We start from the raw sequence: 23,828 nt of genomic DNA, 5'->3' as shown, positions 1-23,828 counted from the left end.
TGCTTTTTTTATGTTGCTTCATAGACTTCGGCTTCTTTAACTGCTAATGGTAAGAAGTGTTTGTATTGGCGAAACCCATTAAATACACTTGCACTACCAAATAGAACGAATAAAACACCAACAATAATACGGGCGGTTGAAAGTTCTAAAAAGAATTGGTTTACCCCGAAAAATAAAACGAATGAACCGAGTGCCATTGCGGATTTTCCTGAGAGCCAACCTTTTTCCATTGGGCGGTTTGTACGAAAGTATTTTGTTTTGTAAAAGAGGTACAACATAAATGAGACGATAATACAGAAGACTAATACTGGCATAATGAACACTCCCATCGCTTTGTGAAAAATAATAGAAAAGAAAAAAGAAATATCTAAACTTTCTAACTTTTATTATAAAGCAATTGTTCGCATGTATGAAATACTTTCCGTTATAATGGAGGATAAAGTGAAGAAGTTGATTAAAAAGGAGATTATACATATGCATGAGCAAATTTTAGGAGCAATTAAAGAGTTTGATACAATTATTATTCATCGCCACGTGCGTCCGGATCCAGATGCATTAGGTTCACAGGGTGGTCTTGGTACAATTCTACAAGAATCGTTTCCAGAGAAAAATATTTATACGGTTGGGTACAATGAACCGTCACTAGCATACTTACGAGTAATGGATGATATTGAAGATAGTGTATACGAAAATGCGCTTGTTATTGTTTGTGATACTGCGAATCAAGAACGTGTTGACGATCAACGCTATACAAAAGGGAAGATGTTAATTAAAATTGATCATCATCCAAATGAAGATCCATATGGAGATATTACATGGGTAGATACGACAGCGAGTTCTACAAGTGAAATGATTTACGAGTTTTACACGTATGGAAAAGATAAAGGATTAAAAATAACAAAAGAAGCAGCTCGCCTTATTTTAGCGGGAATTGTTGGAGATACAGGTCGTTTCTTATTCCCAAATACGACAGCAAAAACACTTCGTTACGTAAGTGAGCTTGTTGACATGGATGTGAAATTCACAGATTTATACAATGAAATGTATAAGACAAAAGAAAAAATTGCTCGTTTAAACGGTTATATTTTACAGAACTTTACGATGGTAGAAGAAGGAGCAGCGTACATTAAATTAACGAAAGAAGTATTAGAAGAATTTGATGTACTTCCTTCTGAAGCATCTGGTGTTGTTGGAGCGCTTGGCAATATTGACGGATTAAAGGCGTGGGTTCTATTTTTAGAGGAAGACGACGTAATTCGTGTTCGTCTTCGTTCAAAAGGACCAGTTATAAACAAATTGGCAATACAATATAACGGCGGAGGACATCCGATGGCTTCTGGTGCCAAGGCATCTTCTTGGGAAGAAGCGGATCGTCTTTTTGCTGATTTACGTGAGATTTGTAAATAAGAGATTATATGTTAGAACGAAAAGAAGGAGCGGCGCTAAAGCCCTCCTTCTTTATTTTTCTTTCTCTATAGTAATGCTAATTTCAAGCACTGTATCAAAAGATATTGTATCGACTTTAAAACGGTATAGTCGATCGTAATGTTTGTACGTTTTGTTTTCGATTACCTTTTTGAGTAGGTCTTTATTTTTTGCGATACTTTGAATGTTTTTCGTTAAAAGATGCTGGAGGTCATTATGGATAGATGTAGTCATATTTTCGAGTGTAAGATTGTCTAAATCGTATTTTTCTCGATTGATAAGTTTTATTTTAATTTCTTGAATGGTTAAGAGCCGTTTATTTTCAGTGTTCAATTTTTCTTGATCTTCGAGAAGGACGTGGAGCTTTGCTTCTTGTTTTTCTATAATTTCTCTTTGTTCTGCTATTTTACTAGCTTGTTCTTCTTGAAAAACACCGTATATGTACAAAAAAATAAACCAGCTCAACACGCCTCCAACAGCAGCACCAGCTAATACTAAGTACCATCTTTTTGCTGTATTGGCACTTGGTACTCTCATACATGTTCCTGCGTTAGCCATTTAATAATAATGAGACCTGTTTGCATACCACCAGTTGCGAAAAAAATAAGGAGAATTTGTTTTACGATATCTTTCATATCTCCGCCAAAGAAACTTCTTTCAAAGCTATAAAAGGTATCGAATGTTCCGCCGATTGCTGCAACGAGTGCCCAAATTCTTAAATTTTGGGCGAATTGATTAATGTAAGTTAGAGCCGGTTTTCCGATAAGAAACGCACCAAATCCACCAATTAATGAACCGCCAAGTATAACCCCAAAGGCAATAAAATAACTAATAATAAGCAGAGAGAAAAAAGTATGTTCTCTTACATCCATCGTCATTCCCCTTTCTTCTTCATATATATGGACAAAGTATAAGAAGTATGTTTTGATTTCCGCTTTCCTCATCACCTATAATAAAAGTAGTCAAATAGGTAAAGAGAGGGTACAACAGTGAAGTTTGTGCATTTACAATGTCAAACCGTTTTTAGTTTATTAAAAAGTGCTTGTAAAATTGATGAGCTTGTAGTCAGGGCGAAAGAACTTGGTTTTTCATCGCTGGCTATTACGGATGAAAATGTTATGTATGGCGTTATTCCGTTTTATAAAGCATGTAAGAAACATGGTATACAGCCTGTTATTGGATTAACCGCTTCTATTTTTAGTGAAGAAGAAGAAAGGTCTTATCCGCTTGTATTACTTGCTGAGAATGAAATAGGCTACCAAAATTTATTAAAGATTTCTAGCAGTATTATGACAAAGTCCAAAGAAGGTATTCCTAAGAAGTGGCTTGCGCATTATGCGAAAGGATTAATTGCTATTTCACCAGGTAAAGATGGCGAAATTGAGCAATTATTACTAGAAGACAATGAGAGTCAGGCTGAAGAAGTAGCTCGCACATATCAAAATATGTTCGGCCATTTTTATATGAGTTTGCAGTATCATGCGATTCAAGATGAGTTGCTTTTACAAGAGAAACTACCTGAATTTATTAGTAGGGTTAATATTCCAGTCGTTGCAACAAACGATGTGCGCTATATCAATCAAAGTGACGCACTTGTTCACGAATGTTTACTATCTGTTGAAAGTGGAACGAAAATGACTGATCCAGATAGGCCGAGGCTGAAAACAGATCAATATTATTTAAAGTCATCGGATGAAATGGAAGCACTATTTTCCCATGCGCCGGAAGCAATCCAAAATACAATGAAAATTGCAGAGCGTTGCCAAGTAGAAATACCGTTCCATGTAAATCAACTTCCGAAGTTTCCTGTTTCGTCTAATGAAACGAGTGATATATACTTGCGTCGTGTTTGTGAAGAAGGTTTGCGGAAACGATATGGTGCGCCGAAAGAAGTGCATATAAAGCGTTTAAATCATGAATTAAATGTTATTTCTCGTATGGGATTTAGTGATTATTTCCTCATCGTATGGGATTTTATGAAGTATGCACATGAAAATCATATTTTAACAGGACCAGGTCGTGGATCGGCAGCTGGTTCACTCGTCTCATACGTATTAGAAATTACAGATATTGATCCGATTGAATACGATCTATTATTTGAAAGGTTTTTAAATCCTGAACGTGTGACGCTTCCCGATATTGATATTGATTTTCCAGACGTAAGACGTGATGAGATGATTCGCTATGTGAAAGATAAATACGGTCAGCTCCGTGTTGCGCAAATTGTAACGTTTGGTACGCTTGCAGCAAAAGCGGCAATAAGAGACATTGCCCGCGTAATGGGGCTTCCGCCGCGAGATATTGATATATTTTCAAAACTTATCCCATCAAAGCTTGGTATAACGTTAAAAGATGCATATGAAGAATCACAATCACTTCGTGAGTTTATACAAGGGAATCTTCTGCATGAGCGTGTGTTTGAAATCGCAAAACGTGTAGAAGGTTTACCACGTCATACGTCTATTCATGCGGCTGGCGTTATTATGAGTCAAGAACCGCTAACAGGCAGTGTAGCAATTCAAGAAGGACATAACGATGTTTATGTTACGCAATATCCAGCCGATGCACTAGAAGAACTTGGGTTGCTTAAGATGGACTTTTTAGGACTGCGTAATTTAACGTTACTTGAAAATATTATAAAATTTATCGCGAATAAAACAGGGAAAGAAATTGATATAAGAAACTTACCTCTTCAAGATGAAAAGACGTTCCAATTATTAGGGAGAGGGGATACAACAGGTGTATTCCAGCTTGAATCAGGTGGTATGCGAAATGTACTTCGCGGGTTAAAACCGAATGAGTTTGAAGATATCGTAGCTGTTAACTCATTATACAGACCGGGACCGATGGAACAGATACCGACCTTTATTGAATCGAAACATGGAAAAAGAAAAATTGAATATTTACATCCGGATTTAAAGCCAATTTTAGAAAGAACATACGGCGTCATTGTATACCAAGAACAAATTATGCAAATTGCATCGAAGTTAGCAGGGTTTTCGCTCGGTGAAGCAGATTTACTGCGCCGTGCAGTGAGTAAAAAAAATCGTGATATTTTAGATCAGGAACGTAAGCATTTTGTCCAAGGTTGTTTGCAAAATGGTTACGATGAGACATCTGCTGAGAAAATTTACGATTTAATTGTAAGATTTGCGAATTACGGTTTTAACCGAAGTCACGCTGTAGCTTACAGTATGATCGGATATCAGCTTGCCTACTTAAAAGCGAACTATACGCTGGAATTTATGACGGCACTATTATCAAGTGCAATTGGAAATGAAGATAAAATTGTACAGTATATACGAGAAACGAAGCGGAAAGGTTTTCATGTTTTGCCGCCGTCTCTTCAAAAAAGTGGTTACAACTTCCAAATAGAGGGGAATGCGATACGTTACAGTTTACTTTCGATTCGAAATATTGGAATGGCTACAGTGACGGCATTATTAGAAGAACGAGAGAAAAGAATGTTCGAAGATTTATTTGAATTTTGTCTCCGTATGCCATCAAAGTTTGTAACAGAGCGCAATTTAGAAGCTTTCGTCTGGTCGGGATGTTTTGATGATTTTGGTGTTTCGAGAACAAATTTATGGAAAAGTCTTAAAGGGGCGTTGGAGTACGCAAATCTCGCGCGTGATTTAGGAGATGCTGTTCCAAAATCAAAATACGTACAAGGAGAAGAGCTATCTTTTATTGAACAACTAAATAAAGAGAAAGAAGCACTTGGCTTTTATTTATCAAGTTATCCGACTGCGCAGTATGTAAAGTTAGCAAAAGAATTAGAAATTCCATCTCTCGCTCAGGCGATGCGACATAAGAAAAAAGTACAAAGAGCCATTGTGTATATAACAAGTGTGAGAGTGATTCGTACGAAAAAGTTTCAAAAGATGGCATTTATTACATTCTGTGATCAAAATGATGAAATGGAAGCGGTCCTCTTCCCGGAAACGTATATACATTTCTCGGATAAGTTACAAGAAGGAGCAATTGTTTTAGTTGACGGTACGATTGAGCTAAGAAATCATAAGCTGCAGTGGATTGTAAATGGACTATATCCGCTAGAGGAAAGGGATGTGTATGAAGAAAAGAAAGATGCATCTGTTTACGTGAAATTGCCGTCTCAGTATGAGAAAAAGCTTTTAAATCAGGTTACGAAAATATTGTTCGACTATTCAGGTTTTGCGAAAGTACTAATTTATTATGAAAAGGAACATAAAATGGTACAATTATCTCGAAGTTTATCGATTCATCCAAGTGAAGAATGTTTAGGAGCACTTCGTGAAATTGTCGGGGAAGAAAATGTAGTTGTGAAAATATAATGGACAATTTCCCTACACTTCGATTATTATAGTAGTAGTGTTCGTGGTCAGACCACTTGGAGAAATTGATATCAGCAAGAATAATTTGAGGAGAGTGGATAGTTTGTCAACACTTCGTGAAGAAGCACTTCACATGCATAAAGTGCATCAAGGAAAATTAGAAACTGTATCAAAAGTAAAAGTAGAAAATGCAAAAGATTTAAGTCTTGCATATTCTCCAGGGGTTGCAGAACCTTGTAAAGAAATTTATGACGATAAAAGTAAGGTATATGAATATACGATGAAGGGAAATATGGTAGCAGTTGTGACAGATGGAACAGCTGTACTTGGTCTTGGTAACATTGGACCTGAAGCATCTCTTCCAGTAATGGAAGGTAAAGCTGTATTATTCAAGAGCTTTGCTGGTGTAGATGCATTCCCAATTGCCTTAAATACAAACGATGTAGATAAAATTGTTGAAACTGTAAAATTAATGGAGCCAACTTTTGGCGGCGTTAACTTAGAAGATATCGCAGCACCAAACTGCTTCATTATTGAAGAGCGTTTGAAAAAAGAAACAAATATTCCTATCTTCCATGATGATCAACACGGAACAGCTATCGTAACAGTAGCAGGTCTTGTAAATGCACTGAAATTAGTTGGAAAGAAAATGTCTGACATTAAAGTTGTCGCAAATGGCGCAGGTGCAGCAGGTATTGCAATTATTAAACTTTTATATCGCTATGGTGTACGCGACATTATTATGTGTGACCGTAAAGGGGCAATCTATGATGGTCGTCCTACAGGTATGAATCCGGTGAAGGATGAAGTTGCAAAATATACAAATAAGAATCGTATAGAAGGTTCTTTAGCTGATGTTGTACAAGGTGCGGACGTATTCATTGGTGTATCTGCAGAAGGTGCATTAACAGAAGAGATGGTTCGTACAATGAATGACGATGCGATTATTTTTGCAATGGCGAATCCAGTTCCAGAAATTATGCCAGAATTGGCAAAAGCAGCGGGCGCAGCTGTTGTTGGAACAGGTCGTTCTGACTTCCCGAATCAAGTAAATAATGTACTGGCGTTCCCTGGTATTTTCCGTGGTGCACTTGACGTACATGCGACACAAATTAACGAAGAAATGAAGATGGCAGCTGTACAGGCTATTGCTGAGCTTGTAGCAGAAGATGAGTTAAATGCAGACTATATCATTCCGGCACCGTTTGACGCGCGTGTAGCGCCTCAAGTAGCGTCTTACGTTGCAAAAGCAGCAATGGAGACAGGAGTAGCTCGCCGTCAAGTAGATCCAAATGAGATCGCTGAAAAAACAAAACAATTAGCGCTGATTGGTAAAGAATAAGCGAGGAATTTCCATTGACATCATCAAATACAAAAGTATATCTCGAAATTGTAAAAAAAATCCGTTCCATTATGGAAGAGGATGGATTGGTAGCGGGGGATCGTTTACCGTCTGAGCGTGAGTTAAGTTCACGCTTAAACGTAGGACGTTCCTCTGTAAGAGAAGCATTGCGTGCTTTAGAACTGGTAGGATTGATTGAAACAAGACGTGGTGAAGGGACGTTTATTCGAAACTTTTATGATAACGGTCTTGTACAATTAATTGCTCCGTTCTTACTGCAAGATGAGAAAACAATTCGTGATTTATTACAAACAAAACGATTACTTGAGAAAGATATGATTCGAATTGTATGTAATTTACCGAAAGAAACGTTTTCTAAAGTACTAAGTAGATTACACCAAGTACTTGAAGAAAATGAAAGCTCAATCCCAACGCTTCATCAAACGTTCTTTAAAACACTTATTGAACAAGTCGATAATTATTTACTATATCGCATTTGGATGATCGTAAATGATTACGTAGCAACTCTTTCTTGTAAAGTTTCAAGAGATTCTATCGATATGTATAGAAAGCTTTATGCTACTTTGGAAGAAAAACAAGAAAATGATGCACTAAAAATTTACGATGAATTAGTAGAGAATATACAGTTTCACTCGTAATGTATAAAATTTGTCGAAATGACCATGACACGTTATGACAAACATTCTACCGCGTAGCGGTTAAAGTTAAACGTAAAGAGTGAGGTTATTAGACAGATTGAGAAGATAAGGCTAACATCAAACTTTGGTGTTAGCCCCATTTTCTTCTTACGCTAACCTTAGCTCTCAACGAAGGGGGTCAAATTGTGCTAAGAGATTTATTCGTGAAAAAGAAAAAGTACGCTGCAATACCTTCAGAACAAGTACGAAAAGATGTGCCAGATGGCGTTATGACAAAATGTCCGGAATGTAAAAAAATCATGTATACGAAAGAACTTCTAAAAAATTTAAAAGTATGTGTGAATTGTGGATATCATCATCCTATGAATGCATGGGAACGTCTTGATAGTATATTGGACGAAGGGTCATTCCGTGAGTATGACAAAGAAATGGTTTCATTAAATCCACTCGAGTTTCCAGGTTATGAAGAGAAACTAGAGAGCGATCGTAAGAAGACTGAATTGAACGAAGCGGTTGTAACTGGTGAAGGAACAATTGATGACATGCTTGTTGTTGTTGCAGTAATGGATTCTCGTTTTCGAATGGGGAGCATGGGCTCTGTAGTAGGAGAAAAAATCGCCCGTGCGGTTGAAAAGGCGTACGACTTACAAGTTCCATTTATTATCTTTACTGCTTCGGGTGGTGCCCGTATGCAAGAAGGTATATTAAGTTTAATGCAAATGGCAAAAACAAGCGTAGCTTTGAAAAAGCATAGTAATGCAGGAGGATTATTTATTTCTGTTATGACTCACCCAACGACGGGCGGGGTTTCAGCGAGTTTCGCTTCACTTGGTGATTATAATCTTGCAGAACCAGGTGCACTTATCGGATTTGCTGGTAGACGTGTAATTGAACAAACGGTGCGTGAGAAACTACCAGAAGATTTCCAAACGGCAGAATTCTTACTAGATCATGGTCAATTAGATGCGGTGGTGCATCGTGATGATATGAGAGAATCGCTTCGCAAGATTTTAGAAGTTCATCAAGGAGGGGAAATGGCTGTATGGCAGAGCTAGAATTTGAAAAACCAGTTGTTGAGCTAAGAAATAAGATTCGTGAACTGAAAGACTATACGAAAAACAGCCAGATGGACTTCAGTGAGGAGATTCGTATTTTGGAAGAAAAGCTAGAAAATTTAGAGGAAGATATATACGGCAATCTAAAAGTATGGGACCGTGTTCAAATTGCTCGTCATGCAGAACGACCGACAACGCTCGATTATATTGAGCACTTATTTACTGATTTTTTCGAATGTCATGGAGATCGTCTATTTGGCGATGATGCAGCGATTGTCGGCGGCATTGCGAAATATAAAGGGATGCCTGTAACTGTAATCGGGCATCAGCGCGGAAAAGATACGAAAGAAAATATTCGCCGTAACTTTGGAATGCCTCATCCAGAAGGATATCGAAAAGCACTGCGTCTCATGAAACAAGCGGAAAAGTTTAATCGTCCTATTATTTGTTTCATCGATACGAAGGGAGCTTATCCTGGTAAAGCAGCTGAAGAACGTGGACAAAGTGAAGCTATTGCCCGCAACCTATTTGAGATGGCAGGTTTAACGGTACCAGTTATTTGTATCGTTATCGGTGAAGGCGGTAGTGGTGGTGCGCTAGGTCTTGGAGTAGGAGATTACATTCATATGCTAGAAAATTCCACTTATTCTGTTATTACACCAGAGGGTGCAGCGGCAATTCTTTGGAAAGATGCAGGAAAAGCGAAGGAAGCTGCAGAAGCAATGAAAATTACAGCAGCAGATTTGAAAGAATTAGGTGTAATTGATGAAATTATTCCAGAGGCAAAAGGTGGAGCTCACCGTAATCTTTTGAAACAGTCAGAAAATATAGACTTAATGATTAGAAAAACTTTTGAACAATTAAACGGAATTTCGAAAGATGAATTAATCGAAAAACGTTATGAAAAATATATGAAAATTGGGCAAGTTTCGTTTTCAAACGCTTCCATTGGGATAAAATAAGAAAAGCGTGCGTTCCTCTTCGCGAATGCACGTTTTTATTATGAAAAGACACATCTTCTCCATTGTGTTTTTATATTTTTTCGTGTTATTTTATTATAAGGCAAATAATCTTTATGAGGTGAGTACAAATGAAACGTATTGGTGTATTAACAAGTGGTGGAGATTCACCTGGTATGAATGCTGCCATTCGTGCAGTTGTTCGTAAAGCGATTTTCCATGATATTGAAGTATATGGTATTTACCATGGATACGCTGGATTAATTTCTGGTCACATTGAAAAATTAGAACTTGGTTCTGTTGGCGATATTATCCACCGCGGTGGTACGAAATTATATACAGCAAGATGTCCTGAGTTTAAAGACCCAGAAGTACGACTAAAAGGTATCGAGCAATTAAAGAAACATGGTATCGAAGGACTTGTTGTTATTGGTGGAGATGGCTCTTACCAAGGTGCTAAAAAATTAACTGAACAAGGATTCCCATGTGTTGGTGTACCAGGTACAATCGACAATGATATTCCTGGAACAGACTTCACAATTGGTTTCGATACAGCTCTAAATACTGTTATTGATGCAATTGATAAAATCCGTGACACAGCTACATCTCATGAACGTACATATGTTATTGAAGTAATGGGACGTCATGCTGGAGATATCGCATTATGGGCTGGTTTAGCTGATGGTGCAGAAACGATTTTAATTCCAGAAGAAGAGTATGATATGGATGATGTAATCGCTCGTCTAAAACGTGGTAGCGAACGTGGTAAAAAACACAGTATTATCATTGTAGCTGAAGGTGTTGGAAGTGCAATTGACATCGGTAAGCACATTGAAGAAGCAACAAACTTTGATACTCGTGTAACTGTATTAGGTCACGTACAACGTGGTGGATCACCAAGTGCACAAGACCGTGTATTAGCAAGTCGTCTGGGTGCAAGAGCAGTTGAGTTGTTAATTGCTGGTAAAGGTGGACGTTGTGTAGGTATTCAAGATAATAAACTTGTTGATCATGACATTATCGAGGCGTTAGCTCAAAAGCATACAATCGATAAAGATATGTATCAATTATCTAAAGAATTATCCATCTAATCGGCGTAATGTCGGATATTTGGGAACGGTTTCATAATTTTCGGAGGTGCAATATGCGTAAAACTAAAATTGTATGTACTATAGGTCCTGCTAGTGAAAGTATTGAGAAATTAGAACAATTAATGGAAGCGGGTATGAACGTTGCTCGTTTAAACTTCTCTCATGGTAGCCATGAAGAGCACGGCGCTCGTATTAAAAACATTCGTGAAGCTTCAAAGAAAACTGGTAAAACAGTTGGTATCTTACTTGATACAAAAGGTCCAGAAATCCGTACTCACGACTTCGTAGACGGACAAGCTGAGCTTGTAACAGGTGCAGAAGTAGTTCTTTCTACTGAGCAAGTATTAGGTACTGCAGAGAAGTTCTCTGTATCTTATGCTGGTCTTTATGATGATGTAGACCCAGGTTCTCGCATTCTAATCGATGACGGTCTTATCGAACTAGAAGTAATCGAAAAAGCTGACGGAAATATCCGTACAAAAGTTCTTAACAGTGGAACTGTAAAAAATAAAAAAGGTGTTAACGTACCAAACGTAAGCATTAAGCTTCCTGGTATCACTGAAAAAGACGTAAAAGATATCATCTTCGGTATCGAGCAAAAAGTTGATTTCATCGCAGCTTCATTCGTACGTAAAGCGTCTGACGTATTAGAAATCCGTGAATTATTAGAAGAGCATGGCGCTCAATACATCCAAATCGTACCGAAAATCGAAAACCAAGAAGGTATCGACAATATCGATTCAATCTTAGAAGTTTCTGACGGTTTAATGGTAGCTCGTGGTGATATGGGTGTAGAAATTCCACCAGAAGAAGTACCATTAGTACAAAAACGTCTAATCAAAAAATGTAACGTGTTAGGTAAACCAGTTATTACTGCGACACAAATGTTAGATTCTATGCAACGTAACCCACGTCCAACTCGTGCGGAAGCAAGTGACGTAGCTAACGCAATCTTCGATGGTACAGATGCAATCATGCTTTCAGGTGAAACAGCTGCTGGTCAATACCCAGTAGAAGCAGTAACAATGATGGCTAACATTGCAGTACGTGTTGAAAAATCATTACAATACGAAGATATGTTCAAAAAACGTATTAAAGAGTTCACTCCAACAATTACAGATGCAATTAGCCAATCTGTTGCGCATACAGCACTTGCTCTTGATGTAGCTGCAATCGTAGCTCCAACAGAAAGTGGACATACTGCGAAAATGATCTCTAAATACCGTCCAAAATCTCCAATCGTAGCTGTAACATCTGACGAGCAAGTAGGGCGTCGTCTTGCACTTGTTTGGGGTGTACAAGCATTTATGGCTGAGAAGCGCGCAGCTTCAACTGACGAAATGTTAGATACAGCAATTCAAACAGGTATGGATGCAGGTCTAATCGGCCTTGGAGATACTGTAGTAATTACTGCTGGTGTTCCAGTTGCTGAAACTGGTACAACAAACTTAATGAAAATCCACGTTGTTGGTGAAGAAGTTGCTAAAGGACAAGGAATCGGTCGTAAAGCTGCAAAAGGTAAAGTAGTTGTAGCAAAAACAGCTGCTGAAGCTGTAGCGAACGTAAACGAAGGTGATATCCTTGTTACAACAAGCACTGATAAAGATATGATTCCTGCAATCGAAAAAGCTGCTGCTTTAGTTGTAGAAGAAGGTGGCTTAACAAGCCATGCTGCTGTTGTAGGCGTATCAATCGGTATTCCTGTTATCGTTGGTGTAAACGGCGTAACAGCAACTTTAAAAAATGGCCAAGAAGTAACAGTTGATGCAGCACGCGGAATTGTTTATAATGGACATGCGGAAGTGCTATAAGTAATACGGAGAGAAGGATCGGAGTCCTTCTCTTTTTTTTACACAAAAACGAGATAGAATTAGCTTAAAACGCCTAGAATTGCTTTTAAAAGCTGTTTGTTATGGGTTTTAATATGAAAGGGTATTATATTTCATATGATGTATATAGGCGTTGTGAGGGCGTTAAAAGTGAGTTGTGAGAGAGGTGTAGAACTATGAAGTGGTTACTATTCTTGTTTATTTTAATACCGGCGATTGAGATTACGGTCTTAATCGGATCAAGTCATGTAATAGGTTTATGGTCTACGTTCGCTATGATTATATTTACAGGTGTTGTAGGTGTGTATTTGGCGAAAAGACAGGGATTTAAAGTGCTTGGAGAGATTCAATCTAAGTTGAATAGAGGGGAAATGCCAGGTGAGGCAGTACTAGATGGCATTTTTGTATTTGTAGGAGGTATTCTCTTAGTGCTTCCTGGTTATGTGACGGATGTGCTAGGGTTTATCTGCGTGATCCCTTTTACGAGAGCTTTATTGAAGCCGCTTGTTATGAAGTGGATGGAATGGAAGTTTAGAAAGAACTCTACTATTATCATTCAGAAGTAGCGCTTAGATTATAATAATCTAAGTGCTATTTTTTTGTCTTGTAAGAGGAGAGGAACGCTTTGCTTTACCGCGTTATTTGTGGGGGGGATTTCTATCTCAAAGCTGGGATGCTCGTAAGTGTTTGATGTGGGGGGTGAACAAAACGTCCGCTTATTATATTTGCTATATAATTTTCGTTTGAACTCTTGTTGTGCTTCGATTAAACATGTGATTTTTTAATGCCGTTAATTTGGATGAATAAGATGGTGCGAAATGCAGCTAAATTAAAGTTTTGCTTTCGTATATAAAGGAGCGATTGGTGTAAAGAATTCATATAAAAGGTGGGAATTGTTAGTTGGAGTCTTATTTTATGCAGTTTTGTATATTTATTCATTTACATAAAAAGCAATAAATGTAAGTAATAATTATAGATGAAATAGAATAAAAATGTATTTTCAGTTAGGGAATGTGTTTTTTTATGCAAAAAAACAAGAGAATTATCCTTTTTCTGGGTAATGCTCTTGTTGCGTGTGAGTAGTGTGAAAAATAAGTGAAAGGAATAATCAGTGGGAAATTCCCACTGATTATAGCTTGGTTTTTTGTATGGATTAGAAACTGTTATTTTGAAGGTGAACCTTTAATATATTTCCACAAGTCATGGAAGACATTAGCTTTGTGTAATGTATTAAGTAGTACTAAGGTGACTGGACCGATGATTAATCCTAAAAAGCCAAAAAGCTTAAAGCCGACAAATAGAGCGACGAGTGTTGCTAATGGATCGAGACCGATGTTAGATGAAAGTACTTTCGGCTCCATAATTTGTCTTTGGACAATCACGACGATGTATAAAATGAGAAGACCAATGGCGAATGCGGTATCGCCAGTGAAAAATACGTATATAACCCATGGAACGAAGACTGCGCCTGTGCCTAAATAGGGTAGTAAATCTACAACTCCTGTAATAATCGCAATAGTAATGGCGTATGGTACGCGTAATATTAAAAGTCCGATCAGTACAATGACGGTTGTCATAGATACGAGTGTAAGTTGTGCTTTCACAAAACCAAACAAAGCTTTTTTTAAGTCGACAAAAATAGTTTTTCCGTATCCATGTACACGATTTGGTAGTAACTTTCTTGCTTTCTGAGCAAGACGGTGCCAATCGTAACTAATGAAGAAAGTGGCTAATAAAATGAATACAAGGACAGTTAAAGTTGTCGGCAGTGCACTAATGAAATTCGTTAACCCGCTTATAATGGCGGTTAAAAGTTCTTTCATTTGTGTCGTTGCTTCTGTTCCTAAGTTTTGAATGTTTTGTGTAATTGTATAGCGCTGGGGTTCTCCAAGATGATTAAATTTAGAGATTAAATCATCGTAGAGAGGCATAATATGATTAAGTGCAAATTGCTGAGCGAATGTAACGATATCTGGAAACTTTACTGTAACAAGTTGTAGTAAGTATGTTGTGGCAGATATTGCTTCAGTTACAAGATATGTAACAAGTCCAACGATAGCTCCAAATACGAGAATTAAGCTAACGAGTACTGCTAGTGCACGAGGAAATTGTAGTTTTTGATTAAGGAAATTGACGACAGGATTAATCAAATAAGCAAATGCAAAAGCGATAATAAAAGGATAGATAAGCCCTGACATGTATAGTAAGACATAAAACCCAGCTACCGTTGCTACAATGACAAATATGAGTCGCAATATCATATATAGTAAGTTTCGGTTCAAAGATGTATACCTCCCATTCCGATTTGGATTATCCTAATTCGTTCAACTTATAACTAGCGTGCTCTGCTGATTAAAGTCTCACTTTATCGGCAGTAAATCTCCCGCCAAAGCCCAATTGGTGAAGGTCAATAATCAGCGGAAGATGCCCAACTGATTAAAGTTTTACTTTATGTTATAGTGGAATGATGGATTTAGCCTGCTTTTTTCGGTATATGAATGGCTGTGAAAGCCTGTTGGTGATGCTACTACTATATGGTAAAAACTTCATTTTCTCTTCTTTTTATTTTACCTGTTTCTTATTAGAAAAGAAAGAAGAGACGACTGTTTTCAAAAATGTATACATGCTTAAATTTTTTTGGAGAAAGTCTCTTTTTTTAATTGTAAAATGCATAAAAAATTGAAGGTGTTATCGATAAATAGGCATCTGTATAGCATGTATAACGATAGGTTTAAAGGTATTTTTGTTTGGAAATGAGTTCATTATTTTCAGAAAGGAAGTGCAAACATGATTAGTCAGTCAACTTTATTTTTATTCATACTACTTATTATAGGACTTATTGCTAAAAACCAATCGCTTACTGTAGCTATTGGTGTGTTATTTTTATTGAAGTTTACGTTTTTAGGAGATAAGGTCTTTCCTTATTTACAAACGAAAGGAATTAACCTAGGTGTAACGGTCATTACAATAGCGGTGCTAGTACCGATTGCGACGGGGGAAATAGGTTTTAAACAACTTGGAGAAGCAGCGAAATCGTATTATGCGTGGATTGCTTTAGCTTCAGGTGTAGCAGTCGCTTTGTTAGCAAAAGGCGGCGTACAATTATTGACGACGGATCCTCATATTACAACTGCGCTTGTTTTTGGGACAATTATAGCGGTCGCGTTATTTAATGGGGTTGCTGTAGGGCCTTTAATTGGGGCTGGAATTGCCTATGCGGTTATGAGTATTATACAGATGTTTAAATGAGAAATTTTATAGTAATATAAAATTTTTGAATTCTTTCTGTTCACAAAAGTCAGATAATTGTTTATAATAGGATTAGAAACTTTGAAAAGTTACATAACAGCAGAGACTTTACACCAGATAAAATAAAAACAACATAAAACAATTTTATAATGATATTGTTTTATGTTGTTTTTATCATAAAACTCTTCGGAATTTATTTTCCTCACTAACTTGTTGTTTTGAGCGTGAGGATTCGGGGAGACATTCACGCTCATGCTTTCCATGTAAACAATGGACAATAAGAGGGGAACATCGCAACAAATTTGCATGATCGTGCATTTTGCTTGCCTAAAGAGTGAACGGGCGTTCATAATTCATAAGGGGAGCAAATAGATATAAGGAGCAAGGTTGGGAGAATTTTCAGGAAAAGGAGAGAATGTCATGACTGTTATTCGAGGTTTAGAAGGGGTAGTAGCAACAACATCATCTGTGAGCTCTATTATTGATGATACATTAACTTATGTTGGGTATAATATTGATGATTTAGCTGAGAATGCTACGTTTGAAGAAGTAGTGTACTTATTATGGCACCGCAAGCTTCCTAATGAAAAAGAACTAGCGGAATTTAATGAAATTGTATCTGAATACTATAAAGTTCCAGGTGAGATTTTAACATATTTGAAACAAGTAGATTTAAAAATTGCACATCCGATGTCTGTTTTACGAACTGCAATTTCCATGCTATCATTATACGATGAGAGCGCTGAAATTATGGATGAAAAGTCTAATTATTTGAAAGCGGTTAAATTACAGGCTCAAGTGGGAACTTTAGTTGCTGCTTACGCGAGAATCCGTAAAGGTTTAGATATTGTTGAGCCAAGAAAAGATTTATCATTAGCTGCAAACTTCTTGTACATGTTAAATGATCGCGAGCCAAATGAAGTTGAAATTGAAGCTTTTGATAAGGCGCTTGTACTTCATGCGGATCATGAGTTAAACGCTTCTACATTTACTGCACGTGTTTGCGTAGCTACACTTTCAGATGTATATTCTGGTATTACAGCAGCAATCGGTGCATTGAAAGGTCCTCTTCACGGTGGGGCGAATGAAAATGTAATGAAGATGTTAACTGAAATTGGCGAAGAAGAAAATGTAGAATCATATATTCATAATGCTCTTCAAAATAAAGTGAAAATCATGGGCTTTGGTCACCGTGTGTATGAGCAAGGTGATCCGCGTGCAAAACACTTACGTGAAATGTCTAAGAGATTATGCGTGCTTTTAGGAGAAGACAAATGGTATAATATGTCTATCAAAATTGAAGACATTGTAACAAAAGAAAAAGGTCTTCCACCAAATGTTGATTTCTATTCAGCTTCTGTATACCATTGTTTAGGAATTGACCATGACTTATTTACACCTATTTTTGCAATTAGCCGTATGTCAGGCTGGTTAGCTCATATTCTAGAACAATATGAAAATAACCGTTTAATCCGTCCGCGTGCTGATTATAATGGACCAACGCATCAAGTGTATGTTCCAATCGCACAAAGATAAGCAAAAAACACTATTTCGATAGTGAAAATACGCTTTCAAAAGTCTGATTTTTTCGGAAAGATGTAATGATTAGAATATTTTAATTTGACTAACGGTTTGAACTGAGGGGTTATTCCCTCAGTTTCATACATATGAAATTTCAAACATGGGGGTTATCACATTGACGACAGGTGAAAAAATTACTGTAACTAATGGTGTTATGAATGTACCAAACAATCCGATTATTCCATTTATTGAAGGAGATGGAATTGGTCCTGATATTTGGGCAGCTGCATCTCGCGTAATAGAAGCAGCAGTTGAAAAAGCTTATGATGGTGAGAAGAAAATCGTTTGGAAAGAAGTGCTTGCAGGGGAAAAAGCATTCAACCAAACAGGCGAGTGGTTACCAGAAGAAACTTTAAATTTAATTCGCGAATATTTAATCGCAATTAAAGGTCCACTTACAACTCCAGTTGGCGGTGGTATTCGTTCTCTAAACGTAGCACTTCGTCAAGAATTAGATCTATATGTATGTCTACGTCCAGTTCGTTATTTTGAAGGTGTTCCTTCACCTGTAAAACGTCCGGAAGATACTGATATGGTTATTTTCCGTGAAAATACAGAAGACATTTATGCTGGAATTGAATATGCACAAGGATCTCCAGAAGCAGAAAAAGTTCTTGCTTTCTTAAAAGAAGCAATGGGTGTTAATAAAATCCGCTTCCCAGAAACATCTGGTATTGGTATTAAACCAATCTCAGAAGAAGGGACAAAGCGTCTTGTTCGTGCTGCAATTCAATATGCAATTAACGAAAAACGCTCTTCTGTTACATTAGTTCATAAAGGAAACATTATGAAATTTACAGAAGGTGCTTTCAAAAACTGGGGTTACGAAGTAGCGGAACAAGAATTCGGCGACAAAGTATTTACTTGGGCTGAATATGATCGCATCGTTGAAAAAGATGGTAAAGATGCAGCAAATAAAGCGATGGCAGACGCTGAAGTGGCTGGAAAAATCATCGTAAAAGATTCTATTGCAGACATCTTCTTACAGCAAATTTTAACTCGTCCACGTGAGTTCGATGTTGTTGCAACAATGAACTTAAATGGTGACTATATCTCTGATGCACTTGCTGCACAAGTAGGTGGAATTGGTATTGCACCTGGTGCAAACATTAACTATGTGACTGGACATGCTATCTTTGAAGCTACACATGGTACAGCTCCAAAATATGCAGGTTTAGATAAAGTAAACCCATCTTCTGTTCTTCTTTCAGGTGTATTATTACTAGAACATTTAGGATGGAATGAAGCGGCGAAATTAGTAACAGATTCAGTTGAGAAAACAATTGCATCAAAAGTAGTAACATATGACTTTGCTCGCCTAATGGAAGGCGCAACAGAAGTGAAATGTTCTGAGTTTGCTAATGAGCTTATTAAAAACATGGATGTAGCGATAATCAAAAACGCATAATTAAAGCGGGGGGTAAATTATGACAATCAAACGCAAGAAGGTTTCAGTCATCGGTGCAGGATTTACAGGAGCAACAACGGCATTCTTATTAGCACAAAAAGAACTTGCAGATGTTGTATTAGTGGACATTCCACAACTGGAAAATCCAACAAAAGGGAAAGCGTTAGATATGTTAGAAGCGAGCCCAGTACAAGGTTTTGATGCTAACATTATTGGAACATCTGATTACGCAGATACTGCTGATTCTGACGTTGTCGTTATTACAGCAGGTATTGCACGTAAGCCTGGTATGAGCCGTGATGACTTAGTAGCAACGAACTCTAAAATTATGAAAAGTATTACGCGCGACATTGCAAAACATTCACCAAATGCGATTATTGTTGTATTAACAAATCCAGTTGATGCAATGACATATTCTGTATTTAAAGAAGCAGGATTCCCGAAAGAGCGTGTTATCGGCCAATCGGGCGTATTAGATACAGCTCGTTTCCGTACATTCATCGCACAAGAATTAAATCTTTCTGTGAAAGACATTACAGGATTTGTTCTTGGTGGACACGGTGACGACATGGTACCTCTTGTGCGTTATTCTTATGCAGGCGGTATTCCGTTAGAAACGTTAATTCCGAAAGAGCGTTTAGAAGCAATCGTAGAACGTACACGTAAAGGTGGCGGTGAGATTGTAGGCTTATTAGGAAACGGTAGTGCATATTACGCACCAGCAGCTTCTTTAGTTGAAATGACAGAAGCAATCTTAAAAGATCAACGCCGTGTATTACCAGCTATTGCGTACCTTGAAGGTGAGTATGGTTATAGTGACCTTTACTTAGGGGTACCGGTAATTCTAGGTGGTAACGGAATTGAAAAAATTATTGAATTAGAACTTCTTGCAGATGAAAAAGAAGCGTTAGATCGCTCTGTAGAATCTGTACGTAACGTAATGAAAGTTCTTGTTTAATAATTGAATAGTAGTGAAAAAGATTCGGGATTCCGAATCTTTTTCTACTATTTACCGAATTGTTTTTTTGAAATAATATGAAAACGCTATCATTTGTAGTATCCTATAATGAAACTATAGATTTATACTATACATTGCCCTCATCATAGTAAATTTCGGATAAGGTATCGCTTTTAGTAGGATAATAAGGTGAAAAAATCGGAGGGGGTTGTAACATGTTAAAGAAAAAAGTTCAAATTGGTCGTAAAATGGATGAGATTACAGTAGGAGAGAAATTATCTATCACTGAAAAAATTGAGGATAAAGATTTGTTATTGTACTTAGGGTTAACGAATGATGCCAATCCATTATATATTCAGCATGATTACGCATCCCAAACTCCGTATGAAAAGCCGATTGTACCAAGCATTATGCTAACGGGAATGATTACAACGGCAGTTACGAAATATTTACCGGGTCCAGGAAGTCATATTACTAGGAAGGACCTTACGTTCGTGAAGCATGTTCACCATTATGAAACGTTACAAATCCACTTTGAAGTTGTGGCTGTTTCTGAGGAGGAACATACAATTGATATGCTTGTATCTGCTCATGATGAAAAAGGAGAAACTGTTGTAAAGGGTTCATTAACAGTAACGCCACCTTATAAATCTGTTTCCATTATGGAAAAAGCATTAGATAATTTTTAAAAGATGAAAATATGAATAGCGCTAGCATACCGTGAATAAGGATGCTAGCGCTATTTTTAGTTGAAGAATCCTTCTTTGAACCCTTCAGCAAATTCTGAGCACCCCGTTTTAATCGTATCCCAGCTCGGTACGTTAAAAGTAAGGAAACATGTTACTACTAAAGTTAAAATAGGTAGTAATAGTCGCATAATAGAACCTCCTTTTTTTATATTCGGATTATCAAATTAACAATATTTACTATATTATAATTTAATAATTTAAGTCAATGGAAGGAATGATTCTTTAAGATGAGGTGGAAAAAAGAAGAAGTTATCTTTGAAACGATACGAGAAGCTGAAGTGTGAGCAGACGGCGTTGCAAATGAAATGTATGGAAGAGTATTTGATGGATATGAAACACCAGATTATAAAATAGCGTATGCGCTTTCGTTTTTCCTAGCGCAAAATCAAGATTTTATAGTTCATACGGAAGTGAGCTTTAAAGAAGAGAGAGTAATCTATAAAGTTTGGCAAAATCCTGTGTAGTTGCAGGTAAAGTGTAATTACGTCTATTTTCTCAATTCTAAACAAACGATCTCCATGAATAGACAATTATATTGAGAGGGACCCTGTTTTCTAGTATGATGAGAATAACGGGGAAAATACTAGGATGAAGAAGGTTTCAAGTCTATAACTTGGAGGAAAAGAATGAACAATCGTATTTTAGTAGTTGATGATGAGGAATTTATCTTAACTTTAATCGAATTTAATTTACAACAAGCTGGGTTTGAAGTTATAACAGCGATGGATGGAGAAATGGCGCTTCAAAAAGCGACAACAGAACGCCCAGATTTAATTATATTAGATTTAATGCTTCCGAAAATGGATGGTATGGAAGTGTGTAAAGAATTACGATTGCAGCGCGTTATGACGCCGATTTTAATGTTAACGGCAAAAGATGATGAGTTTGATAAGGTGCTAGGCCTTGAACTTGGGGCAGATGATTATATGACGAAGCCATTTAGTCCAAGGGAAGTTGTTGCTCGTGTGAAGGCGATTTTGCGCCGCACGAAATTACAACAAGAAGAACAAGTTGCAGAAGCGCCAGATGAAGATAGCATCACAATTGCAGAACTTAAAATTTTACCGGAGTTTTATGAGGCTTATTTCCAAGGAAGAAAGCTTGAATTAACACCAAAAGAATTTGAACTACTTGTGTATCTTGCGAAAAATAAAAGTCGCGTGTTGACGCGTGATCAATTATTAAGTGCTGTATGGAATTATGATTTTGCTGGTGATACGCGAATTGTTGATGTTCATATTAGCCATTTGCGCGATAAAATTGAACAAAATACGAAAAAACCGACGTACATTAAAACGATACGTGGTTTAGGATATAAATTAGAGGAGCCAAAAGGGAATGAATAAATTTCGTTCCAGGCTTCTTTTTACATTTGTTTCTCTTATTGTATTTATTTTAGTTGGACTAGGTTTATTGCTAGAAACTGTGTTTGAAAACTACTATATAGATCATGCTAAAGAGAGAATGGTAAAAGAGACGGAGTATGTTGCGGCGTTAGCAGAAGAGCAAGGTTTTGATAATGTCTTAAAAAATCCATACGTATTTGAAAAGTTAGAAGAAAAAATACCAGCTTCTATCGTATTTGTGGATGAAAAAAAGAAAGTTCAATATAGAAAAGGACAAGAATTGGCATTTAGTCCAGAGACGATTAAAGAACTTACTTCGGAATTGGCAAAACAACGAAGTAAAGTGATTACGAAAGAGACAGATCGAAAGAATGAATTTTATCATGCGGTGTTCGTTCAAGATGTAGAAGGAAAACAAGGATACGTTTTGGTGAAAAGTACAATCGATCCTTTAAAAGACGTACATCAAAAAACGTGGGGATTATTAATTATCGGATTTGTCATTGCTTGTCTTGTAGTTGTATTTTTAGGTATGAAAATTACAGGGCAATATATTAGGCCAATTGAATCGGTTACGAAAGTTGCAATTGAATTGGCAAAGGGGAATTATAAAGCACGTGCATACGAAAGTCATTCGGATGAAACAGGAATGCTGAGTAAAGCGATTAATATTTTAGCTCGTAACTTACAAGAGATGACACTTGAACAAGAAATGCAGCAAGATCGTCTGCATACGTTAATTGAAAATATGGGAAGCGGAATGATTTTAATTGATAGCCGCGGATATATAAACCTTGTAAACCGCTCTTATAAGGAAACTTTCCACGTAACAGATGAAGAATATTTAGATCGCTTATATTATGAATCGTTTCATCATACAGAAATTATTGAGCTTGTAGAAGAAATCTTTATGACAGAAGTGAAAGTGCGTAAACAAATGTTATTGCCACTTGGAATTGAGCGGAAGCATTTCGAAGTATATGGAGCGCCGATTATAGGGACAAACCATGAATGGAAAGGGATTGTTCTCGTATTCCATGACATAACAGAGTTAAAGAAATTAGAACAAATGAGAAAAGACTTTTTAGCGAATGTTTCTCATGAATTAAAGACACCGATTACTTCTATTAAAGGTTTTTCAGAAACACTCTTAGACGGAGCGATGGATAATAAAAAATTCTGCGAACATTTCTTGCACATTATTTTAAAAGAAAGTGAGCGTATGCAAGGGTTAATTGAAGATTTATTAGATTTGTCGAAGATCGAACAACAAGGATTTAAATTAAATATGGGAACCGTTGACATGAAGGGGCTACTTGAAGATATTCATATGGTGCTTGATAATAAGGCAGGAGAAAAAGAAATCTCTTTACAAGTGAATGTATTAAAACGTGCCTCTGTTATTGGAGATCCAAGTCGTTTGAAACAAATCTTTATTAATTTAATTAATAATGCGATTGTATATACACCGGCTGGAGGCGTTGTTTCAGTAGAGTTAGCGGAAGATAAATATAATGCTTATATAAAAGTATCGGATACTGGAATTGGTATTAGTAAAGAGGAAATTCCGCGTATTTTTGAACGCTTTTACCGAGTGGATAAAGCGAGAAGTAGAAATACTGGTGGTACAGGCCTTGGATTATCAATTGTAAAGCATTTAGTAGAGGCGCATCACGGTACAATTACAGTGGATAGTGAAGTTGGGGAAGGGACAACATTTACAGTTGTTTTACCAAAATCAGCTACTGAAAAATAGGATGAAGGATGTTTACAATATATTAACAATGGCTTAATTAAATATTAATAAAGCTCTGTTAATATAATACATGAAAACCCCTTCATCCAAGGAGTAATTTTGGAC

Annotated in this window: 22 protein-coding genes; 17 read left to right on the top strand and 5 right to left on the bottom strand. The window is 36.9% G+C overall.

From position 1 onward, the window contains the following. Positions 1–8: 8 nt before the first annotated feature. Entirely contained in the window at positions 9–314 is a 306-nt protein-coding gene (locus tag MR170_RS03740; RefSeq protein ID WP_016080095.1) for a YtpI family protein, read from the bottom strand. 160 nt (positions 315–474) lie between these two features. Here MR170_RS03740 and MR170_RS03735 point away from each other — a divergent pair, with 160 nt between their 5' ends. Beyond that, positions 475–1,407, top strand: a complete 933-nt coding sequence (locus MR170_RS03735; protein WP_242307254.1) for a DHH family phosphoesterase — start codon at positions 475–477, stop codon at positions 1,405–1,407. A gap of 51 nt (positions 1,408–1,458) precedes the next feature. On the opposite strand, the gene ytrI is transcribed toward MR170_RS03735, so the two are convergent. Continuing rightward, positions 1,459–1,962 carry a sporulation membrane protein YtrI gene (ytrI, locus tag MR170_RS03730; protein WP_001265736.1) on the bottom strand — a complete coding sequence of 168 codons (504 nt, stop codon included), beginning with the start codon at positions 1,960–1,962 and terminating at the stop codon, positions 1,459–1,461. Continuing rightward, a complete protein-coding gene (locus MR170_RS03725) occupies positions 1,959–2,372 on the bottom strand; it encodes a YtrH family sporulation protein (protein ID WP_002005839.1) in 414 nt (137 codons plus the stop codon). The genes ytrI and MR170_RS03725 overlap by 4 nt, the downstream gene beginning before the upstream one ends. Before the next feature lie 42 nt (positions 2,373–2,414). Here MR170_RS03725 and dnaE point away from each other — a divergent pair, with 42 nt between their 5' ends. The 8 genes from dnaE (at position 2,415) to MR170_RS03685 (ending at position 13,242) form a co-directional block, all read left to right on the top strand. Next, positions 2,415–5,741 (top strand): DNA polymerase III subunit alpha, encoded by a 3,327-nt coding sequence (gene dnaE / locus MR170_RS03720; protein WP_242307253.1) that lies wholly within the window; start codon positions 2,415–2,417, stop codon positions 5,739–5,741. Between the two features lie 133 nt (positions 5,742–5,874). Further along, positions 5,875–7,083 (top strand): NADP-dependent malic enzyme, encoded by a 1,209-nt coding sequence (gene ystJ / locus MR170_RS03715; RefSeq protein WP_162200710.1) that lies wholly within the window; start codon positions 5,875–5,877, stop codon positions 7,081–7,083. A 14-nt stretch (positions 7,084–7,097) separates the two neighbouring features. Further along, positions 7,098–7,742: a FadR/GntR family transcriptional regulator gene (locus MR170_RS03710; protein ID WP_000204444.1), complete on the top strand. Its 645-nt coding sequence runs from the start codon at positions 7,098–7,100 to the stop codon at positions 7,740–7,742. Positions 7,743–7,927: 185 nt separating this feature from the next. Next, entirely contained in the window at positions 7,928–8,797 is an 870-nt protein-coding gene (gene accD, locus MR170_RS03705) for an acetyl-CoA carboxylase, carboxyltransferase subunit beta (RefSeq protein ID WP_000942856.1), read from the top strand. Beyond that, on the top strand, positions 8,785–9,759 hold the full coding sequence (gene accA / locus MR170_RS03700) for an acetyl-CoA carboxylase carboxyl transferase subunit alpha (RefSeq protein WP_000818801.1): 975 nt from the start codon (positions 8,785–8,787) through the stop codon (positions 9,757–9,759). The genes accD and accA overlap by 13 nt, the downstream gene beginning before the upstream one ends. 128 nt (positions 9,760–9,887) lie before the next feature. Beyond that, positions 9,888–10,847 (top strand): 6-phosphofructokinase, encoded by a 960-nt coding sequence (gene pfkA / locus MR170_RS03695; RefSeq protein WP_000821156.1) that lies wholly within the window; start codon positions 9,888–9,890, stop codon positions 10,845–10,847. Between the two features lie 53 nt (positions 10,848–10,900). After that, a complete protein-coding gene (pyk, locus tag MR170_RS03690) occupies positions 10,901–12,658 on the top strand; it encodes a pyruvate kinase (RefSeq protein WP_029443394.1) in 1,758 nt (585 codons plus the stop codon). Between the two features lie 194 nt (positions 12,659–12,852). Continuing rightward, positions 12,853–13,242, top strand: a complete 390-nt coding sequence (locus MR170_RS03685; RefSeq protein ID WP_242307252.1) for an FxsA family protein — start codon at positions 12,853–12,855, stop codon at positions 13,240–13,242. A gap of 597 nt (positions 13,243–13,839) precedes the next feature. Here the strand turns inward: MR170_RS03685 and ytvI are convergent. Beyond that, positions 13,840–14,958 carry a sporulation integral membrane protein YtvI gene (gene ytvI / locus MR170_RS03680; protein ID WP_006926492.1) on the bottom strand — a complete coding sequence of 373 codons (1,119 nt, stop codon included), beginning with the start codon at positions 14,956–14,958 and terminating at the stop codon, positions 13,840–13,842. 505 nt (positions 14,959–15,463) lie between these two features. On the opposite strand from ytvI, the gene MR170_RS03675 reads away from it, so the two are divergent. The 5 genes from MR170_RS03675 (at position 15,464) to MR170_RS03655 (ending at position 20,561) form a co-directional block, all read left to right on the top strand. After that, on the top strand, positions 15,464–15,925 hold the full coding sequence (locus tag MR170_RS03675) for a DUF441 domain-containing protein (RefSeq protein WP_000625507.1): 462 nt from the start codon (positions 15,464–15,466) through the stop codon (positions 15,923–15,925). A 387-nt stretch (positions 15,926–16,312) separates the two neighbouring features. After that, entirely contained in the window at positions 16,313–17,461 is a 1,149-nt protein-coding gene (gene citZ / locus MR170_RS03670) for a citrate synthase (RefSeq protein ID WP_000503651.1), read from the top strand. Between the two features lie 160 nt (positions 17,462–17,621). Further along, complete coding sequence (gene icd, locus MR170_RS03665) at positions 17,622–18,914, top strand: NADP-dependent isocitrate dehydrogenase (protein ID WP_000206893.1); 1,293 nt, start codon at positions 17,622–17,624, stop codon at positions 18,912–18,914. A 19-nt stretch (positions 18,915–18,933) separates the two neighbouring features. Continuing rightward, complete coding sequence (gene mdh / locus MR170_RS03660) at positions 18,934–19,872, top strand: malate dehydrogenase (protein ID WP_000153232.1); 939 nt, start codon at positions 18,934–18,936, stop codon at positions 19,870–19,872. A 215-nt stretch (positions 19,873–20,087) separates the two neighbouring features. After that, entirely contained in the window at positions 20,088–20,561 is a 474-nt protein-coding gene (locus tag MR170_RS03655; RefSeq protein ID WP_000914181.1) for a MaoC family dehydratase, read from the top strand. 56 nt (positions 20,562–20,617) lie between these two features. Here the strand turns inward: MR170_RS03655 and MR170_RS32220 are convergent, their stop codons facing one another. Further along, entirely contained in the window at positions 20,618–20,749 is a 132-nt protein-coding gene (locus MR170_RS32220) for a hypothetical protein (RefSeq protein ID WP_001238014.1), read from the bottom strand. A 177-nt stretch (positions 20,750–20,926) separates the two neighbouring features. Between MR170_RS32220 and MR170_RS03650 the strand changes: the two genes are divergently transcribed. The 3 genes from MR170_RS03650 to phoR all read left to right on the top strand — a co-directional run bounded on the left by MR170_RS03650 (position 20,927) and on the right by phoR (position 23,723). Further along, positions 20,927–21,085 carry a hypothetical protein gene (locus MR170_RS03650; RefSeq protein WP_088024456.1) on the top strand — a complete coding sequence of 53 codons (159 nt, stop codon included), beginning with the start codon at positions 20,927–20,929 and terminating at the stop codon, positions 21,083–21,085. A 162-nt stretch (positions 21,086–21,247) separates the two neighbouring features. Further along, positions 21,248–21,967 carry a two-component system response regulator PhoP gene (gene phoP / locus MR170_RS03645; protein ID WP_001065220.1) on the top strand — a complete coding sequence of 240 codons (720 nt, stop codon included), beginning with the start codon at positions 21,248–21,250 and terminating at the stop codon, positions 21,965–21,967. Next, on the top strand, positions 21,960–23,723 hold the full coding sequence (phoR, locus tag MR170_RS03640; RefSeq protein WP_001032099.1) for a sensory box histidine kinase PhoR: 1,764 nt from the start codon (positions 21,960–21,962) through the stop codon (positions 23,721–23,723). The genes phoP and phoR overlap by 8 nt, the downstream gene beginning before the upstream one ends. Positions 23,724–23,828: the final 105 nt, after the last annotated feature.

It is taken from the genome of Bacillus cereus group sp. BfR-BA-01524, from assembly GCF_022662595.1.
Lineage (GTDB): Bacteria > Bacillota > Bacilli > Bacillales > Bacillaceae_G > Bacillus_A > Bacillus_A thuringiensis_S.
This window is presented reverse-complemented; position numbering and strand designations above follow the sequence as displayed.

Bases quoted from the DNA above. Each gene is read 5' to 3' on its own strand.
- MR170_RS03740 (WP_016080095.1), bottom strand. From the start codon at position 314: ATGCCAGTATTAGTCTTCTGTATTATCGTCTCATTTATGTTGTACCTC.
- MR170_RS03735 (WP_242307254.1), top strand. From the start codon at position 475: ATGCATGAGCAAATTTTAGGAGCAATTAAAGAGTTTGATACAATTATT.
- ytrI (WP_001265736.1), bottom strand. From the start codon at position 1,962: ATGAGAGTACCAAGTGCCAATACAGCAAAAAGATGGTACTTAGTATTA.
- ystJ (WP_162200710.1), top strand. From the start codon at position 5,875: ATGCATAAAGTGCATCAAGGAAAATTAGAAACTGTATCAAAAGTAAAA.
- accA (WP_000818801.1), top strand. From the start codon at position 8,785: ATGGCAGAGCTAGAATTTGAAAAACCAGTTGTTGAGCTAAGAAATAAG.
- pfkA (WP_000821156.1), top strand. From the start codon at position 9,888: ATGAAACGTATTGGTGTATTAACAAGTGGTGGAGATTCACCTGGTATG.
- pyk (WP_029443394.1), top strand. From the start codon at position 10,901: ATGCGTAAAACTAAAATTGTATGTACTATAGGTCCTGCTAGTGAAAGT.
- MR170_RS03685 (WP_242307252.1), top strand. From the start codon at position 12,853: ATGAAGTGGTTACTATTCTTGTTTATTTTAATACCGGCGATTGAGATT.
- MR170_RS03675 (WP_000625507.1), top strand. From the start codon at position 15,464: ATGATTAGTCAGTCAACTTTATTTTTATTCATACTACTTATTATAGGA.
- mdh (WP_000153232.1), top strand. From the start codon at position 18,934: ATGACAATCAAACGCAAGAAGGTTTCAGTCATCGGTGCAGGATTTACA.
- MR170_RS03655 (WP_000914181.1), top strand. From the start codon at position 20,088: ATGTTAAAGAAAAAAGTTCAAATTGGTCGTAAAATGGATGAGATTACA.
- MR170_RS32220 (WP_001238014.1), bottom strand. From the start codon at position 20,749: ATGCGACTATTACTACCTATTTTAACTTTAGTAGTAACATGTTTCCTT.
- MR170_RS03650 (WP_088024456.1), top strand. From the start codon at position 20,927: ATGTATGGAAGAGTATTTGATGGATATGAAACACCAGATTATAAAATA.
- phoP (WP_001065220.1), top strand. From the start codon at position 21,248: ATGAACAATCGTATTTTAGTAGTTGATGATGAGGAATTTATCTTAACT.
- phoR (WP_001032099.1), top strand. From the start codon at position 21,960: ATGAATAAATTTCGTTCCAGGCTTCTTTTTACATTTGTTTCTCTTATT.